We start from the raw sequence: 17,568 nt of genomic DNA, 5'->3' as shown, positions 1-17,568 counted from the left end.
CGGCGTCGATGAAGCTGCCGAAGGCATTGCCCGAGATGGTGCCGCCGTCGACGACCAGCTCATTACCGGAAGCGCCGCCGCCATTGGTGTAGCCGGCATAGACGCTTTTGCCCACGGTCCCGCCGTGCATCTCGATCTTGTTGCCGGAGACCAGACCGCTGACGCTTTCGCCCCCGATCAGGAACGTCTTGACCGTGCCGCCGCCCATGACCAGCGAGTTGCCGCGCGCCTCGCCCTGGACGGTATGGCCCGCGGTCAGCTTGCCCACGGAGCTGCCTGCACCGGAGAACTCCACCCGGTTGCCTTCGGCCGCCCCGGTCTGGGCGTGGCCGCCGTAGGCCTCCTGTCCCAGCTCGCCGCCGGTGACGGTCAGGGTGTTGTTCCGGGCACTGCCTTCCTCGCTGCGGCCGGCGCTGACGAAGTGGTCGGCAGCCGTCCGGTCGATGCGGCCGCCGCTGATGCTGAGCTTGTTGTCCGTACTGTCGCCTTTGGCGGTGTAGCCGGCGATCACATCGGTGTGGGAGCCCTCGATGTGACCGCTGCGGATCTCAAGCGTATTGCCGGTGGCGTCACCGTCACCGGTCCCGCCCGCATAGACGCGACCCTAGGCCCAGATGCTGCCGACGCGTCCGTTTTCCAGGGTCACCACATTGCCGGCAGCCTCGCCCTTGTCCGTCCAGCCGCCGTAGATGTTCTTGGCTCGCGGATCGGCGCCGCGCATGGTCACGGTGTTTCCCGTGACGTCCCCTTCGCCGTCCACATAACCGCCGTAATACTCCTTGTGGTTATAATCGGAATTGCGGTTCTCGATGACGATGTTGCCCTTGCTGCCGACATATTCGCCCGACGCGCCATCCACGGTGCCCGTGTAGAAGCGATCTTCACCAGGATAGCCCGGACGTCCCGGCTTGCCGCCGCTGTCGGCCAGGGAGACGGCCGGGGTCGCCAGCACCGCCCCCAGCACCAGCCCGGCCAGCAGGTTCTTCCAGCGGCATTTGCCCAGGATCAGGCGGTAGCGGCGCAGCAGCATGCTCAGCGCGCCTTGGGTCTCTTTCATGTTTCCTCCTTTTTGAGGCCGCCCCGCACTGCCCCCCTGGCAGACACTGCTACATGAAAATAAAATCTATTTTCGTTTAGAGAGGAAACAGCATCTTGTCAACAAATATTTTTCAATGATTCTATAAAATTAGTTATGTTGTACCAGGACATGTTTTTATGAAATAGGCAAAAAATGCCCGCCCCGCGCGGCAATCATCCCCTGCGCGCCACGGCAAAAAAGATGCCCGTCACGGTGAAAAAAACATGCGGACGTTTCCCCAAACAGGGCGCGGGACCTGCCGGGCGGTTGCCGTGAAGGCACCCCGGCGTCATGCCCCGAACACGGAGAGCGCAAGGGCCCGCTGCACGGTTTCCCCAGCCACAGCGCACGGGAGGCATCCCGCCGGGACGATGCCACCCACAACGGACATGGTCACGGGCAGCACTTGGCGAAGTTTTTAACCAAAGTGCATCATATCCAAAAATGTATCTATCGCATAGGCATATTTAATTTTACCCATTATTTTGAACTGTGAGAGATGCAGAAGGTTCCCCAGATATATTGTGCGGCCTTCTCGAAAAAATATTCGGACAGCAAGATTATATTTCCCCCATCCTGATGGAATCAGTTGTATGGGAGAAGCATCAAAGTTGTGCTGCAAAAATAATTTTTCTATTTGCTTATATGTATCTTTTCCAAGTGCAATTATATGGTTCGGCATCCAATAATCAAAAATCTTTGACCATAGATTGTTAGCGCTTTCAATAGATTCTTTTTTCTTACAAAGAGATGTCCATGAAGGAGAGCGGAAAGGAATAAAATAGGCAGAAAGAACGTAAGAATCGGAAAATTCTTGTATCGTTCCATTCACGCCAAGATTTCTTTGCAATTTTCCAAAAAGAAACTGTGTCTGTCTTTGAAGATTTTCTGTTCCAGGAGCCATGCCTTTCCATGATTCTGTAAAGAATGCTGTCCCATACTCACAACTAGTACATGAATGCTCAGATATTTCTTCCTTACCTCCAGTATTAAGTCCAAGATAAAGTATCTTTGTCTGAGGATTCAATAATTTTTGAGGGCATAATAAAAAACGATAACCTAACATATGCCCAAGGCGTTTATATTCTGTATCAATAAAATCACAGCATTCTTTAAAAATACTTTCCATGACAATTCTCCTTTCAACAGCATTTTATGAAATCTATTGATTCCTGAATAGATATAGAGATATTACATTTCTTGCACTTTTTTTTCCAGGAAAAGATGAATCGTGGAAATTCGTCCAGGCGGTAACACTAGGCCCAGGACTCATTATTAAGATTGTGTTTCTGTGTAATATTTTAAATAATATACTGAAATAAAAAAGTATTTTCAGAAATAAGAACTCCTATTCTTACTTGTCCATAAAAATTTTACGGGTTTTGGGGAAGATAGGGGAGTTTGAGGGGGAAGGCCCCCCTCAAAGCAAAACGTAATGAGTCCTGATCCTAGCAGAGCAAACACTGCCAGATGGGGCTACTTGAGGGACGGCCGCGGGCGCGGGCATCGCCTTCCTTGCGAATGCCCGGGCTTTCTGGCATACTTTCTGCCGCGGATTCCCCTGTGCACGGACCTGTTTCCCAAGGGGTGCGACATGCAGCCAGAACTTCTGCTTTTCGACATCGGCAATACCTGCATCAAGGTCGGTCTGGCCGACTCGCGGGGCGTGACGACCACCTACAACCTGCGCACGGACCCCGCCCAGACTTCGGACAGTCTGGGCCTGACCCTGCTGGAGCTGCTGCGCCACGCGGGCGCGGCGCCCCGCTTCACGGCCTGCGTGGCCTCGTCGGTGGTGCCGGGTTTCGATCCCCTGCTGCGTGAGGCCGTCGAGCGTTACCTGGCCTGTCCCCTGTGGATGGTGCCGCAGGACCTGCCCATCCCCCTGCAGAACCATTACGAACGGCCGCAGGAAGTGGGCGCCGACCGTCTGGTGGGCGCCTATGAGGCCCGGCGCCTGTATGCCGAGCCGGAATCCCTCATCGTGGTGGATTTCGGCACGGCCGTCACCTTTGACTGCATCAGCGGCAATGCCTACCTCGGCGGCCTGATCTTTCCCGGCCCGCGCACGGCCATCTCGGCCCTGGCGCGCGAGACGGCCCAGCTGCCCCGCGTCAATCTGGACGTGGACGCCACGGAGCCCGCGCCCGGGCGCAGCACCGCGGTGAGCATCCAGCACGGCCTGGTCTTCGGTTTCGCCTGCATGGTGGAGGGCCTGACCCGCCGGCTGAAAAACGTCCTGCCCGGCGACTGCCTGGTGCTGGCCACCGGCGGTTTCGCCCCGTCCATCGCGCGCATCAGCCCTGCCGTCTTCGACGCCGTGCTGCCCTCGCTTTTGCTGGAGGGCCTGCGCAGCCTGTATTACGAGCGCCACCCCTACTGAGGACGGCCCGGCGGGCCGTCCCGGGCCGCCGCTGTCCGGGCTTGCGCCGCAGGACAGGCGACCCGTTGTGAAAAGAAAATTTGCGGCAGGGCTTCCCTGCCGTCGGACCAAGGCCCCGCATCCGCCCGTGGGGGCGCAGCGGAGAACAAGACTCTTTCGCGCGGCGGAAGAATCAACCTTCAAAGGAGCGATCATGAGCAGCAGCATTGCGTCTGTGTATGCCCGCGAGATCCTGGACTCGCGCGGCAATCCGACCGTGGAAGTGGAAGTTTCTCTGGAATCCGGCCACAGCGCCCGCGCGGCCGTGCCTTCGGGCGCGTCCACCGGCAGCCGTGAGGCCCTGGAACTGCGCGACGGCGGCAAACGCTACGGCGGCAAGGGCGTGACCAAGGCCGTGGAGAACGTCAACAGCGAGATCGCCGACGCCCTGCTGGGCCTGGACGCCCTGCAGCAGGTGCAGGTGGACAACACCCTCATCGACCTGGACGGCACCGACAACAAGAGCCGCCTGGGCGCCAACGCCATGCTGGGCGTGTCCATGGCCTGCGCCCGCGCCGCCAGCGAATACCTGGGCCTGCCCCTGTACAAATACCTGGGCGGCGTCAACGCCAAGGTGCTGCCCGCGCCCATGATGAACATCATCAACGGCGGCGCCCACGCGCCCAACAACCTGGACATCCAGGAATTCATGATCATGCCCCTGCGCGCGCAGAGCTTCCGTGACGCCCTGCGCATGGGCGCCGAGATCTTCCATGTGCTGAAGAAGCTGCTGGAAAAGGACGGCCATGTGACCAGCGTGGGCGACGAGGGCGGCTTCGCCCCCAACCTGAAGAACCATGACGAAGCCTTCAGCTACATCGTCAAGGCCATCGAGGAAGCCGGCTACATCCCCGGCAGCGAAGTGGCCCTGGCCATCGACGCCGCGGCTTCCGAATTCTATCAGGACGGCAAATATGTGCTGAAGGGCGAAGACAAGACCTTCAACAATGCCGAGATGGCCCAGTGGCTGGCCGAATTCACCAGCAAGTATCCCCTGATCTCCATCGAGGACGGCATGGCCGAAAGCGATTGGGACGGCTGGGGCATGCTGACCGCCAGCCTGGGCGAACGCACCCAGCTGGTGGGCGACGACGTGTTCGTGACCAATCCCTCCATCCTGGCCGAAGGCATCGCCGAGGGCGTGGCCAACTCCATCCTCATCAAGCTGAACCAGATCGGCACCGTGACCGAGACCCTGGACACCATCGAAATGGCCAAGGAAGCCGCCTACACCACGGTGGTCTCCCACCGCTCCGGCGAGACCGAGGACAGCTTCATCGCCGACCTGGCCGTGGGCGTCAACGCCGGCCAGATCAAGACCGGCTCCCTGTGCCGCTCCGAACGCATGGCCAAGTACAACCAGCTGCTGCGCATCGAAGAGGAACTGGGCGACGGCGCCGAATTCTTCGGCCCCATGCTGGCGGAGTACTACGCCCTGGACGAAAGCGAGAACTAGACCGTACCGGGGAGCGCCGCCGCATCCCGATCCCGAAGGGGGCCGCAAGGCCCCCTTTTTTTCGTGTGTGGACGGGCGCGCGGCGCAACGCCCCGGCACGCCCCGCGGGCAACACGCGCCATCCCCACGGCCGCAGGCCTGCCTGGCCGGGATCGGGACCGCAGGAGACGGATGGACGATTGAAGGGAAACAGACAGGGGAGTGCGCTGCGGCGGCGTACCTGTCAGGCGCGCACAGGCCGGAGGCCGTACGAAAAGTCCCCCGCACGGCGGGGGACCCTGAAAACAGCTCGCGGACGTGCGCGGCACAGCGGCAGGAGGCCGTCGTCGCGTCTTACGGGCGCCGGGAGCTGCCCTGCTCCTGATCCTCCTCCCCCGGGATGCCCGGCCCTCCGGCCTCCAGCTCGCGCTCGTCCGCATAGGCGGCAAAGGTCTCCATATCCACGGGCCTGGAGAAGAAATAGCCCTGTCCGTACTTGCAATGGGCCATTACCAGCTGTTGCAGCTGTTCTTCCGTTTCCACGCCTTCGCAAAGGATCTCGATATGGAGGCGGCGGGCCATGTCCACCAGGGACGAGATGATGATCCAGCCGGTCTGCCGGTTTTCGCGCGAGCTCTCCAGAAAGGCCCGGTCCAGCTTGATAATGTCGAAGCCGAAGGAATGCAGCATGGCCAGGGAGGAATAGCCCTTGCCGAAATCGTCCAGGCTCAGGCCGATGCCGGCCCGGCGCAGGTCGCTGAGGGTGCGCAGGAACAGGTCCTTGTCCATCCAGGCCATGCTTTCCGTGACCTCCACATAGAGCAGTCCCGGCGGCACCCGGTGCCGCTCCACGATGGCAAGGACGGTTTCCACATAGTTGTCCTTGAAGAACAGGGCCTTGGACTGATTGACACTGATGGGCGGCACCTTTTTGCCCTGGTCGAGGCGCCGGCGTATCCAGGCGCAGACCGTGTCCATGACAAAGATGTCCAGCTCCCGGATAAAGCCGTTCTGCTCGAAAAGCGGGATGAACTCGTCGGGATAGATCATGCTCCCGTCCGCAGGACGCCAGCGGATGAGGGCCTCGGCGCCGTGCAGGCGTCCGTCGGCGAGGCAGACCTGGGGCTGCAGGAAGACCAGGAACTCCCCCTGCTCCAGGGCGCGGACCATGCGGTTCTCGATATCGTTGGCCTTGAGCTGGCGGGCGCCGATGAGTTCGCTGTAGAACAGGAACTGCGAGCGGTAGTCGCCGGCAGAGGCGATGCTGGCTTCCGCCGTGTCGGCATAGAGCAGATAGCGGGCCACGGAGCGTTCCCCGTCCTGGGAGCTCTTGCCGGCTTCCTCGTCCCCGGCCAGGTCCGCGCCGTCCGCGCCTCCCCCGCCCTGGATCACATAGACGCCGCAGGCGAAGCTCACCGGGCGTTCGTAGAGCTTGCGCGCCGTTTCCGCCACGGAGAACAGCTCCGCCATGCGCTGGCCGAATTCCGCATCATCGGCGCAGTGCCAGAGCAGCAGGTAGCGGCCCGAACCGCTGTAGGCGGCCAGTTCCCCGTGGCGCGTGCGCAGGGTGAACTCCCGGTTGCAGAAACGGATCAGGCTGTCGCCGGTGCGCAGGCCGCAGACCCGGTTGATGAGCTTGAGCTTGCGGATGTTGAGGGTACACAGGTAGAAGCGCCGCTCGCCCTGTTGCAGCAGCCGGGCGGCATCCATCAGGAACTTGCCGCGATTGGGCCCCCGGGTGACGGGATCGGTGAAGGCCACGGCCCGCAGGGCGGCCAGACGGCGGCGGCTGCGCCAGGCGGCGAAAAGGATCAGCAGCGCCACCAGCAGGAGGAAGCCGATCAGGCTTTCCAGGACATGCCGGTGCACGAAGCGCTTGAGCATCGCCAGCGGGGATTCCGGCGCCGTGGTCAGCAGCATGGTCTCGATGACGGTGTTATTGGTAGCGTTGATGACCTTGTCCAGCACCGAGATGGCGAAAGGCGACGTCTGTGGCGAGACGCCCAGGGCCATGGGATACATGGCCCTGGTGGGGAGCAGGATGCCGTCCTCGGGCGGCCCGTCCCAGAGCGAGGAGGCCGGATAGGGCCAGACGTAGAAATCCAGCTCGCCCTTCTCAAAGGCCCTGCGGCATTCCTCGCTGGAGGCAAAGACCCTGGGTATGTCGTCGGGATAGGTGCTCTGATAGGCCTGGCGCACGCTGCGCATCTCCCGGGTGAAGCCCACCGTGCACTTCTGGCCCGGGACCCGGGGCTTGCCGATCTTGCCCACCAGGGTGATGGGCGCGTTGTAGAAGATCTTGCCGCACAGGATGCCCTGGCTGCGCAGGAAGGAGGTCTTGGGATAGACGTCGGTCATGATGTCCGCCGCGCCATCGGCCAGGGCGCGCAGGCAGTCATCATACGAATCCTGGGGCACGAAGATGAAGCGGATGCCGCTCTGCTGCTCCAGCATCTTCAGGAAGGTATAGAAAAAGGTGGAGCCCTGGGTGGGGTCCATCATGTCCTGGTCGCGGCTGTAGGCCACGCGCAGGACGGGCTTCGTGGCCAGCCAGCGGCTTTCGGAGCGGGTGAAGACCACGGGCACGTCCGAGGTGACATTGAGGTAGCTGTCGTACAGGCGGGAGAGGAAACTGGGGTGGTTCAGCAGCAGCTGGCGCATGGCCTCGTTGACCTGGGGCATGATCTGCGTGTCCCCCTTGCGGGTGACGAAGAAGAACGGGTCCGTGGAAATGGTGGCCACCACCTTGGTGCCCTTGCCGCGCAGCACGCCGTCCACATAGCCGTCGATGCGGCCTTCGGCCAGGGCCCGGGACATCTCGCTGCTTTCCTCGAAGAACAGGGGGCGGAAGCTGAAGCCGTGATAGGCGGCGAACTGCTCCATCACGCCGTACTGCAGGGAATCGTTGAAGAAGCCGATGCGCATGCCGTTGAAGGCTTCGATATCCATGTAGTACATGTCGCTGTCACGGGCCACATGCAGGCAGGTGTTCTCGTAGCCGGCGCGCAGGCGCGAATAGGTGAAGACCCCGGAGCGTTCCGGGGTGAAGCTGATGCCGCAGGAAATGTCGATGCTGCCGTCGTCAAGGCGCTGGGCCAGCTCGTCGAAACGTATCCTGACCCATTCGTATTCCCAGCCCGTATAGCGGGAGATGGCCGTGAGCAGGGCCACGGCATAACCGGAGAGCTGGTCGCCCTCGCCCTCGAACACGCCGTGCTGGTCGAAGTAGCCCACGCGGATGGTCCTGGGCTCCCTGTAGTTGGCGAGGATGGATTCAGGAGAAAAAAAATGGAAGCTCGCTCCGCCCACAGGAGCGGTATAGTTCTTGACAGGAGATTTCTCCCGGGAGGCGAGGGGGGAGACGGCCGGCAGGGCAAGGAACAGCAGACAGAGAAGAAACGTCAGGGACTTTCGGAGCATGGGACATTCTCGCAGGAAATTGCCGCAGCAGTGATCCGCAAAAGCATCACCGCGGGGGGACTGTCCCCAGGAAATGCTGATGATACATGGATGCGATACCATATACCGTATCCCGCGGCCAGCGCAAGCCGCGCGGGGAAAAAAGACGCGCAAACGGGGAGGCTTGAGCTTGGCGGCGCGACGGAGTATATTTCCCCCGCCCTCGCGCCGGCCCCGGCGCCAACGTCAGCCACGAGGTTGCCATGATTCTCATCGACGGAAAACAGACCGCCCGTGACATCCGTGCGGAACTCAAGGAACAGATAGCGGCCGCCGTGGCGGCCGGACGCCGCGCTCCCGGCCTGGCCGTGATCCTGGTGGGCGAAGACCCCGCCTCGCAGGTCTATGTGCGCAACAAGGAACGCGCCTGCGCCGAGGCGGGCATCCTCTCCTTCCCCTATCGCCTGCCTGCCGATACCACCCAGGAGGCCCTGCTGGCCCTCATCGCCGAGCTCAACGGCCGCGCGGACGTGGACGGCATCCTGCTGCAGCTGCCCCTGCCGGCGCAGCTTTCCGCCTCCGCCTGCCTGCTGGCCATCGATCCGGCCAAGGACGTGGACGGCTTCCATCCCGAAAACGTGGGCCGTCTGTCCCTCAACCTGCCGGGCCTGGTCTCCTGCACGCCCGCGGGCGTCATCGAGCTTTTGCGCCGCTACGGCCTGCCCACGCGCGGCAAAAAGGCCGTGATCCTGGGCCGCTCGGACATCGTGGGTAAACCCCTGGCCCTGCTGCTGGCCCGTCCCGGCGAATTCGGCGACGCCACCGTGACCATCTGCCATTCGCGCACCCCCGATCTGGCCGAACAGTGCCGCAGCGCGGACTTCCTCTTCCTGGCCATCGGCAAGCCGCGCCTGGTCACCGGCGACATGGTGCGCGAGGGCGTGGTGGTCATCGACGTGGGCATCAACCGCACGGACGACGGCCTGTGCGGCGATGCGGACTTCGCCTCCGTGAGCGAAAAGGCCGCCGCCATCACGCCCGTGCCCGGCGGCGTGGGCCCCATGACCATCGCCATGCTGCTGAAAAATACGGTCCAGGCCTGGGAAGGCCGCGTCTAGCGGCGCCACGCGGGACCAAAGACAGGAAGGAGCGTTTCCGGGGGAAAGGTTCCTTCTTTTTTTGTCCGTGCCGGAGGGCGGCCCGCGGGCGCTCCTGCCGCGCCCGGACGGCGGGCGGACGGACAACGGACAGACGGACGGCTGGTGGACGGGCGGCGGCCCGTGCCCTGCCCGGCCCTGCCGGCGCGTCCCCTAGTCCGGGCCGTCCTCCCCACCGACCCCGCTCCGGCAGAGCCTCCCCGGACCGTCCGGGCAAGGCGGGCCGGAGCCCCCAAGGAGGGATCCGATGCGCGTGTTCTTGTGTCTGGCGCTCTGCCTGTGGCTGGCCCTGCCCGCCCTGGCCGACGGCAAGGGCCCGGTGCTGTTCCTGCCCGCCCTGCCCGGGTCCACTACGACGGGCGACGGCCGGTGCGGCGATCTTCTGGAGCAGGCGGGCCTGAAGCCCGACGGGCTGGAATATCTTTACTGCCGCCCGGCCGCGGACCCGCGCACGGGGCGCGCGGTCCTGGCGGCGCGCTACCGCGTCCCGGGGGCGCGGGCGGCCGCCGTGGAAACGGCCCTGCGGGAACGCACGGGCATGGCGGCCCTGCAGCGGCAGGCGGGCATCTGGCAGCTGCCGGAAGACGGCGCCGGGCATTTCCGCCTGCGCCCGGCCGGGACGGACAGACCCGACCGCCCCGGGGCCCTGTCCCCGGGCCTGTCCGCCGACATGCTCATGGACGTGCCTGCCGGCCCGTCCGCCGGCCTGCTCCCTGATCCGGCCGCAGACCTGGACGTCGATGTGCCCACGGGCCTGGTCCCGGACGTGCCTGCCGGCCTACTCCCCGGTCCGGCCGCCGGCGGGCCCGCCGACGGGAAGCGCGCGGACAGCAAAACGCCTCTCCCCGTGGCGGAGGGCGACGCGGCGCGCGACGCCATCACCGCGCCCCCGGTCCCTGCCCCGGACAGGAGCACCGGCACGACGGCAGGGCAGGCCGGCGTGGGAGCCGCTGCGCAGGCCTCCGGCGCGGCCCTGACGGCAGGCGCTCCGGCTCCCCTCCCCAGGGGCGCAGGACCGCAGGACGGCTCCCGGGGCCCCTTGCAAAGCGGCCCCCGGGAAACTCCCCGCAATGCCCCCCAGACCGGCCCCCTCTGCACCCTTGTCATGGGCGAGGTCCCGCAGCAGGGAGCCTTCGCGCCGCGGCGGGAGGACTGGGGCAAGATCGCCTGGTTCGCGGTGACGGTGCGGCTGGAACGGGAATGAGCCGCCATGCCGGCGGACCGTGCGCGGAGCCGGACGACCATCTCCCGTCCACGCCGGGATCGAAACACATGCCTCCCTGCGCTTGCGGGGCATGATCCCGCCTTTTCCATGCTGCATCCCCGAGCGCCGACCACCCCGGCAGCTGCAGAAAAAGGAGGACCCCGGGCACGCGGCGCCGCCGCACGACGGGCGGAGGACAGGGCCGCAGAAGGGCCGGGAGACAGCGGCAGATGCCGAAGGCGGCACGGCTACCGGCCCGCCGCAGCGGGGGATGAGCCATGCCCCGGCATCCATGACCGCGCCTGTTCGACGGAAAGCGCTAACCCTTCCGCTTCTCGGGCATCTCGTCCCTGATGTGCCGGAAGCGCTCGCGCTGCTCCCGTGACCAGAGCAGGGGCTTCAAACGTCGCGTCCAGGGCGAGGCGAGCCTGGCGAAGACCCCCACCAGCAGGGCCGAAAGCACGGTGCCTTCGCGCAGGCCCACGATGCCGCCGAGCACGCCAAGACCGAGCAGGCAGGAGGCCAGCACCAGCGTACAGTCGAACAACACCTTGATATTGCCGAAATTCTTGCGGGACCGCGCGGCGATGACGATGACCAGGCCCTCGCCGGGGATGACGGTGGCGTTGCTCATGATCTCCAGGCTGATGCCCGCGCCCAGCACGGCGCTGCCCACGACGCACATCGCGATCTGCCAAAGATAGACGTCCGTGACCAGCGCGCCGGTGAGGTACATCCAGAAGTCGATGAAGACACTGAACACCAGCACCGCCGGGATCTGCAGCAGTTCCGCGACGCCCAGCCCGCGGCGCAGCAGGATGCGCTGCAGCAACAGGAAGAGCAGGTTGCAGGCGAAGGTGGTGGTGCCCAGCGTGAGGCCGAAGATGGCCGCCAGCGTATAGGGCAGGCTGGTGATGGGCGTGGTGCCGAGATCGGCCTGGGTGATCAGGGCGATGCCCAGGGCGTTGAAAAAAAGCGAGACCGCAAGGCTGGTGTAACGTTTGGCAACATCGGATCTTTTCATGGAACCTCCTCTCCAGGCTCCGGGCGGCTCCTTGCACAATGGGGCAATCACCGCGGAATCTTTTCTGCCTTTCACCGGGAAAGAGTACTCATTTCACAGCAATCCGCAACCATGTCCATATGTTGCCCCAAAGTCGGCTATTCTGTCGCCAGGACCGGCGGCCCGTATCTCCCGGACCGGATGGAGGACGCCAGTCCCCTGCTTTGCCGCCCGCCTTGCGGTACCCGGCAAGCCGGTGAAAAAATGACGGCCCCGCCCGGATGGACCGGGCAGGGCCTGGAGTTCAGGATACCTGCAAGGGATGCCTCCCTGCCACGGCTGTGGAGACAAGGGACGGGCCCATTACCGCGATGCTTCGCACGATCTTCCTTTTTCGAACGTATGTGCCGCCGAAAAGCGCCAGCAGGACAGGCGCAAGACCGGTACGCGATGCCCGCGGGTAGCGTCCCGCGTGCATTCAGCGCTTGAGGGCAGCCAGCTCTTTTTCCGCTTTGCAAACGGTCTCGTACAAGGTCACGGTATCGTCGATATAGTCCCTGGCAGGGCTATCGCGGAACCTATTGAAAGAAAAGCCATCATGCTGGCGTGTGAGCCAGAATTTTGAGCGGCCTTCACACTCATACTCATCCACCCTGCCGATGTATTTTTCTAATACAGGGCTGGCCTTGGCTTGCAGGATATTTTTTCTATCGCCCATGATGGAAATCTCAAAATTTTGTGTTTGATTATACCATATCATGCACAACGCCCGCCCTTCACCCATGTCAGCATCATAGCGCCTGCCGCCTTTGACGCGTTTCGCGTATTCGTTCGCCGGCTTGCCCAAGGCCCCCTTCGGCAGGGCCTTGGCGAGCTCCTCATGGAATTGCCGGCAAAAGTAGGTGCAGCTGTCCGTTTTGACGCTGCTGTCGTCGATATGCTGGGTGGACGTCTCCGAGTCGATGGAGACCACGCGGATGCTGTCCAGGATGTCGGCCATCAGGGCCAGGCCATCTTCCGAAAGTTCGCTCTGGCCCTTCTCGCCGTTGAGGGCCACGAGCAGGTTGTTCAGCAGCTGGGAAATGTTCTTGGCCTGCGCCTTGAGCCAGTCGGACTGGGCACAAAGGCAATACAGGGCTTTTTCCCATTCGTCATTGAAAAGTTCGCTTTTTTCCAGCACGGCCAGCTCACTGTCGCAGTTGCCGCTCTCCAGCTTCCAGACCTTGTCGAGTTCCGCGCGCGTCCATTGGGTGAAGGCGCTCCTTTCCATGAGCCGGCGGCAGATCTCGGGAAAATTGATGTGGAGCGCCACGATGATGAAGCGGGCTTCCAGGTCGTCCATGACCGCTTTGGCCGAGGCGTCCGCGTCCTTCCGGGATGCCATGGCGATATAGTTCAGCAGGGACAGGGTGTTCACGATGCGCTTGATGCTGCGCGGGATGCCGCCCGTGGCCAGGGTGGCATCCTCGGCGAGGCGTTCCAGCAGGTTGCTGTCTTCCCCGGCCGGCAGGCCCAGCTGTTTCAGGGCCGGTCGCAGCATGTCGGCGATGTGCGTGGCATAGGCCCCGATAGGCATGGTGAAGGGGATCTGGATGATCTTGTCGAAATACTGGCGGAACTCGCGTTCGTTTTCCCGCGATTTGGGCCCGAATTTGCCTTCCAGTCCTTTCACCACGACTTCGTAGTCGATGGCCAGGATGAAAATGCAGTGGGGGATGTCGAAGATGTTCTTGGTGATGTCCAGGATCTCCACCGCCGTGGCCGGCGGCACGCGGTCCAGGTCGTCGATGAAGAACACGATCTTGCCAGGCTTGCCGCCCTGCGTGATCCTGCCCACCTGTTCGCGGAGCGACTCCCGCAATTCGTGCACATGCTGGGCTATGGGTTTCTGCTCCGTCTGTTCGCCCCGCTTGTCCTCGAAGGTGCCGCTCACGGCTTCACCGGCGCCGGCGGCATTGGCGACAGCCTGCACGGCGATACGGGCGGAAATGCGCAGGCAGAACTTCAGCGCGCCCAGGGCCGCATTGATCGCCTGACTGTTCTTATTGACACGATCGCGCACGTCCCGGCTCATCCATGTGGCCTGGACAACGCTCTGTTCAATGCCGTCAGCCAGTCCGCCCAGAAGGCTCAGGGCCACGTCCATTTTGCTGTTCGCATCCTGGAACAGGGAATGCTCCCAGGCATTGACGCATACGCACAGGCTCTCGTGCGCCTCATCCTTCTCAAGCAGCTCCTGCAGCATGCTGATGAGGCTGGTTTTCCCGCTCCCCCAGCCACCCTGGATGCCGATGGTGACAGGTGTGTCCGCATGCCGGATGAAGAGACTCAAGGCTTGGGCATAATCCCGGGCCTGGAGGCTGTCGCCGTCCTTTGTGGAAACAGGTTTGTCCGTGATGCAGCTCTTGCTTGTCATGTCATGCCTCCCCTGCGCGTTGAATGAGGAAAGATGGAGCATCCGGGAACAGGGGGGGGCGGCAGGCGCGGCGCCGGGAGCTCCCCTGATCCCGCTGTCCGCAGGATACGCGAAAAAAGCCGGTACGTCATCGCTGACATACCGGCTTTGCCGCCTTGGTGGCGGAGAGGGAGGGATTTGAACCCTCGATACAGGTTTAAGCCCGTATACTCGCTTAGCAGGCGAGCTCCTTCGGCCGACTCGGACACCTCTCCGCTCGGGGAAGACATCGTCATTCCCGCGTGAAGCCGTAACCTAGTCAATATGGCGGCCCCTGTCAAGGGGAAAGCCGGCGGGGCGCAAAAAAATCCCGGCATATGCGCGGCCCGGGCCGCGCGGCCGGCGTTGACCCCCGTACCGGCTTGGCGTATCCTGCTGCGTTCACTATCTTACGGAGGAAAGAACGCCATGAGCGAAAACAAGGCCGAGACCGTGGCCGCCGCCGCGGAAAGCAACGACAATCCCAAAGCCGGTGTGGACTTCATCCGCGCCCGCATCATGGACGACAACGCGTCGGGTCGTTTCGGGGGTCAGGTGCACACGCGCTTTCCTCCCGAGCCCAACGGCTACCTGCATCTGGGCCATGCCAAGTCCATCTGCCTCAACTTCGGCGTGGCGCGGGAGTTCGGCGGCCTGTGCAACCTGCGCTTCGACGACACCAACCCCGTCAAGGAAGACACCGAATATGTGGATTCCATCCGCGAGGACGTCAGGTGGCTGGGCGGCGAATGGGACGACCGTGAGTTCTACGCTTCCAACTACTTCGACCAGCTCTACGCATACGCCGAGCAGCTCATCCTCAAGGGCAAGGCCTATGTGGACGACCTGAGCGCCGACGAGATCCGCGAGTACCGCGGCACCCTGACCCGTCCCGGCAAGGAGAGCCCCTGCCGCGAACGCAGCGTGGAGGAGAACCTGGACCTGTTCCGCCGCATGCGCGCCGGGGAGTTCGCCGACGGCGAGCATGTGCTGCGCGCCAAGATCGATATGGCCTCGCCCAACCTGGTCATGCGCGACCCCACCCTGTACCGCATCCGCCATGCCGAACATCACCGCACGGGCGACAAGTGGTGCATCTATCCCATGTACGACTTCACGCACTGCCTGTCCGACTCGCTGGAGGGCATCACCCATTCCATCTGCACCCTGGAGTTCGAGAACAACCGCGAGCTCTACGACTGGGTGCTGGACGCCCTGGAGGTCTACCATCCCCAGCAGATCGAGTTCGCGCGCCTCAACCTGACCCACACGGTGCTTTCCAAGCGCAAGCTCATCCAGCTGGTGAAGGAAGGCCACGTCAAAGGCTGGGACGACCCGCGCATGCCCACCCTGAGCGGCCTGCGCCGCCGCGGCGTGCCGCCCGAGGCCCTGCGCGAGTTCTGCAGCCGCATCGGCATCGCCCGCGCCGACTCCATGGTGGATTACGCGGTGCTGGAGTTCTGCATCCGTGAATACCTCAACGCCCACACCGCGCGCGCCATGGCCGTACTGGATCCGGTGAAGGTGGTCATCGAGAACTATCCCGAGGACCAGGTGGAGGAATTCGGGATGCCCTGGCATCCCGAAGATGCCGCCTACGGCAGCCGCAGCGTGCCCTTCTCGCGCGAGCTGTGGATCGAGCGCGACGACTTCCGCCAGGATCCGCCCAAGAAATACCACCGTCTGGCTCCGGGCGCGGAAGTGCGCCTGCGCTACGCCTATTTCATCACCTGCCGCGAAGCCGTGTACGACGATGACGGCAAGCTGCTGGAACTGCGCTGCACCTATGACCCCGCCAGCCGCGGCGGCCAGAGCCCCGACGGCCGCAAGGTCAAGGGCACCATCCACTGGGTCTCGGCCCGCCATGCCGTGCCCGCCACGGTGCGCCTGTACGAGCATCTGTTCACGGCCGAGAACCCCAATGCCATGCCCGAAGGCCAGACCTTCCTGGACGCCCTCAACCCCGATTCCCTGCGTGAAGTGACCGCCATGCTGGAACCCGCCCTGGCCGCCCTGGAAGTGGGGACCAGGGTGCAGTTCGAGCGCGTGGGCTACTTCTGCAAGGACAAGGACAGCACGGCGGCCCTCCCGGTCTTCAACCGTACCGTGGGCCTGCGCGACTCCTGGGCCAAGCAGGAAAAGAAGAACGCCTAGGGCGTGTCGACGCCAGCGGCAACGTGTTTCGGGGCAGGGAAAGCCCTCATCTCTGCCGGCGATGCCCGCAGCTTCCTTCATCGCAACGGGCACGGCCTGCGGCCGCCATGCGGCGGCTGCCCGCGCGGGAGGGCTTTCCCTCCTCCCCCCATGCCGCCCGGCCTTTCCCCAGCGCGTTTTTCTGCGGATGGGCGCGGGAGCATGCGGCACGCCTCCTCCACGGGACAGGCGTGGCCGATCCCCCTTCTGCATTCGGGATAAAGCGCAAACGTCGTGCCGGCACGCCCCGGGGGCTCCGTTTCCCGGAAGGTGGCAGGCAAGCGGGCCGCCGGCAAGCGCGCATGGGGAGGCTCCCCCCGCGACGTGTGCCACCGGCCGGCAGGCCTTCAGGGGCGGGATCGCCCACGCGCGGGATGCGCGGGGATATGGGACGGCCGGGGCGACTGTCATTGCACGGGATGCGCACGGAACGGCGGACGCTCCGCCTCCGCACGCCGGACAGGGCGCAGAGCCCGGGCAGGGCACGTTCCCGGGATGACGGGAAAAAGGGCCGCCGGGAAAATAATCCTTGACTTGCCGTGAGGATTTGGCTATCAGAAACGTCTCAACGGGTCGTTAACTCAGCAGGTAGAGTATCTGCCTTTTAAGCAGAGAGTCGCAGGTTCGATCCCCGCACGTCCCACCAGGAATTTCCAAAGGCACTTCCCCTGTACGGGTGGTGCCTTTTTTGGTATTTTCGACTGCATGGAAAGGCATGCAGACTGCAGATAGTCCTCTCCGTTCTGTTTTCCAAAAACTTGTGTCCATTCCAAGACGATTTCTTCAAGCAAGCAACCTATTGCTGTCCTGCATTCCTTGTTTGCGGGGAATACGGACAAAAGGAACAAGCCCATGTCCCTGAATGATGATTTTCTGGCTATGCGTCGACTTGGCGAAGTGAGCAAGGCTCTTTGCCATCCCAGTTTTTATAAAGACAACGGAAGGCTTTGCGTTGCAGATGCGGAAAAATCATGGTTTGTTAGAATTGATCATATAAAAAAATACGGTACTGATCCGAATCTGGAATCTGTAACAACTAATCCTAAAGAACCGCTTATATTTTTTAACCTTGAGGCACATCCAAATGCTACATGTCTTATATGGGAGCATACAGAAGATGAACCCGGTAAGAAATGTCCTAATCCGAGGATTATCATACCCAGAGAACAGATGAAAAATATTTTGCTTAGATATCAAAATTCTGGTTATGATTTTTCTATGGATTGGCTTTTGCGTTGTTTAA

General features: G+C 62.9%; 11 protein-coding genes, 2 tRNA genes and 1 pseudogene. 7 read left to right on the top strand and 7 right to left on the bottom strand.

The features are described 5' to 3' along the window. From Q1X76_RS08120 to Q1X76_RS08110, 3 genes and pseudogenes are all read right to left on the bottom strand, one after another. Positions 1-511: pseudogene (locus Q1X76_RS08120) on the bottom strand (hypothetical protein); the annotation flags it as partial. Positions 512-604: 93 nt separating this feature from the next. Then, a complete protein-coding gene (locus Q1X76_RS08115) occupies positions 605-1,057 on the bottom strand; it encodes a hypothetical protein (RefSeq protein WP_300719170.1) in 453 nt (150 codons plus the stop codon). Positions 1,058-1,496: 439 nt separating this feature from the next. Beyond that, positions 1,497-2,207, bottom strand: coding sequence for a hypothetical protein (locus tag Q1X76_RS08110; RefSeq protein ID WP_300719169.1), 711 nt, complete (start codon positions 2,205-2,207; stop codon positions 1,497-1,499). Between the two features lie 465 nt (positions 2,208-2,672). Between Q1X76_RS08110 and Q1X76_RS08105 the strand changes: the two genes are divergently transcribed. After that, positions 2,673-3,461 (top strand): type III pantothenate kinase, encoded by a 789-nt coding sequence (locus tag Q1X76_RS08105; RefSeq protein WP_300719168.1) that lies wholly within the window; start codon positions 2,673-2,675, stop codon positions 3,459-3,461. A gap of 193 nt (positions 3,462-3,654) precedes the next feature. After that, positions 3,655-4,956 (top strand): phosphopyruvate hydratase, encoded by a 1,302-nt coding sequence (gene eno / locus Q1X76_RS08100; protein ID WP_300719167.1) that lies wholly within the window; start codon positions 3,655-3,657, stop codon positions 4,954-4,956. A 333-nt stretch (positions 4,957-5,289) separates the two neighbouring features. Here eno and Q1X76_RS08095 read toward each other — a convergent pair whose 3' ends face one another. Then, complete coding sequence (locus Q1X76_RS08095) at positions 5,290-8,355, bottom strand: EAL domain-containing protein (RefSeq protein WP_300719166.1); 3,066 nt, start codon at positions 8,353-8,355, stop codon at positions 5,290-5,292. Positions 8,356-8,597: 242 nt separating this feature from the next. Between Q1X76_RS08095 and folD the strand changes: the two genes are divergently transcribed. Together folD and Q1X76_RS08085 are read left to right on the top strand one after the other, a co-directional pair. Next, on the top strand, positions 8,598-9,452 hold the full coding sequence (folD, locus tag Q1X76_RS08090; protein ID WP_300719165.1) for a bifunctional methylenetetrahydrofolate dehydrogenase/methenyltetrahydrofolate cyclohydrolase FolD: 855 nt from the start codon (positions 8,598-8,600) through the stop codon (positions 9,450-9,452). Between the two features lie 286 nt (positions 9,453-9,738). Beyond that, a complete protein-coding gene (locus Q1X76_RS08085) occupies positions 9,739-10,695 on the top strand; it encodes a DUF4952 domain-containing protein (protein ID WP_300719164.1) in 957 nt (318 codons plus the stop codon). A 319-nt stretch (positions 10,696-11,014) separates the two neighbouring features. On the opposite strand, the gene Q1X76_RS08080 is transcribed toward Q1X76_RS08085, so the two are convergent. The 3 genes from Q1X76_RS08080 to Q1X76_RS08070 all read right to left on the bottom strand — a co-directional run bounded on the left by Q1X76_RS08080 (position 11,015) and on the right by Q1X76_RS08070 (position 14,368). Further along, positions 11,015-11,719, bottom strand: a complete 705-nt coding sequence (locus tag Q1X76_RS08080) for a DUF6198 family protein (RefSeq protein ID WP_300719163.1) — start codon at positions 11,717-11,719, stop codon at positions 11,015-11,017. Positions 11,720-12,176: 457 nt separating this feature from the next. Beyond that, on the bottom strand, positions 12,177-14,114 hold the full coding sequence (locus tag Q1X76_RS08075) for a P-loop NTPase fold protein (RefSeq protein ID WP_300719162.1): 1,938 nt from the start codon (positions 14,112-14,114) through the stop codon (positions 12,177-12,179). A 159-nt stretch (positions 14,115-14,273) separates the two neighbouring features. Further along, positions 14,274-14,368: transfer RNA gene (locus Q1X76_RS08070), tRNA-Ser, on the bottom strand. Positions 14,369-14,561: 193 nt separating this feature from the next. Between Q1X76_RS08070 and Q1X76_RS08065 the strand changes: the two genes are divergently transcribed. From Q1X76_RS08065 to Q1X76_RS08055, 3 genes are all read left to right on the top strand, one after another. After that, positions 14,562-16,286: a glutamine--tRNA ligase/YqeY domain fusion protein gene (locus Q1X76_RS08065; RefSeq protein ID WP_300719161.1), complete on the top strand. Its 1,725-nt coding sequence runs from the start codon at positions 14,562-14,564 to the stop codon at positions 16,284-16,286. A 609-nt stretch (positions 16,287-16,895) separates the two neighbouring features. Further along, a tRNA-Lys gene (locus Q1X76_RS08060) sits at positions 16,896-16,971 on the top strand. Positions 16,972-17,177: 206 nt separating this feature from the next. Next, on the top strand, positions 17,178-17,568 hold a 391-nt coding region (locus tag Q1X76_RS08055; RefSeq protein WP_300719160.1), incomplete at its 3' end, for a DUF4914 family protein.

Source organism: uncultured Desulfovibrio sp. (assembly GCF_949282365.1).
Taxonomy (GTDB): Bacteria; Desulfobacterota; Desulfovibrionia; order Desulfovibrionales; family Desulfovibrionaceae; genus Desulfovibrio.
This window is presented reverse-complemented; position numbering and strand designations above follow the sequence as displayed.

Coding starts and splice junctions, on each gene's coding strand:
- Q1X76_RS08115 (WP_300719170.1), bottom strand. CDS start 1,057: ATGAAAGAGACCCAAGGCGCGCTGAGCATGCTGCTGCGCCGCTACCGC.
- Q1X76_RS08110 (WP_300719169.1), bottom strand. CDS start 2,207: ATGGAAAGTATTTTTAAAGAATGCTGTGATTTTATTGATACAGAATAT.
- Q1X76_RS08105 (WP_300719168.1), top strand. CDS start 2,673: ATGCAGCCAGAACTTCTGCTTTTCGACATCGGCAATACCTGCATCAAG.
- eno (WP_300719167.1), top strand. CDS start 3,655: ATGAGCAGCAGCATTGCGTCTGTGTATGCCCGCGAGATCCTGGACTCG.
- Q1X76_RS08095 (WP_300719166.1), bottom strand. CDS start 8,355: ATGCTCCGAAAGTCCCTGACGTTTCTTCTCTGTCTGCTGTTCCTTGCC.
- folD (WP_300719165.1), top strand. CDS start 8,598: ATGATTCTCATCGACGGAAAACAGACCGCCCGTGACATCCGTGCGGAA.
- Q1X76_RS08085 (WP_300719164.1), top strand. CDS start 9,739: ATGCGCGTGTTCTTGTGTCTGGCGCTCTGCCTGTGGCTGGCCCTGCCC.
- Q1X76_RS08080 (WP_300719163.1), bottom strand. CDS start 11,719: ATGAAAAGATCCGATGTTGCCAAACGTTACACCAGCCTTGCGGTCTCG.
- Q1X76_RS08075 (WP_300719162.1), bottom strand. CDS start 14,114: ATGACAAGCAAGAGCTGCATCACGGACAAACCTGTTTCCACAAAGGAC.
- Q1X76_RS08065 (WP_300719161.1), top strand. CDS start 14,562: ATGAGCGAAAACAAGGCCGAGACCGTGGCCGCCGCCGCGGAAAGCAAC.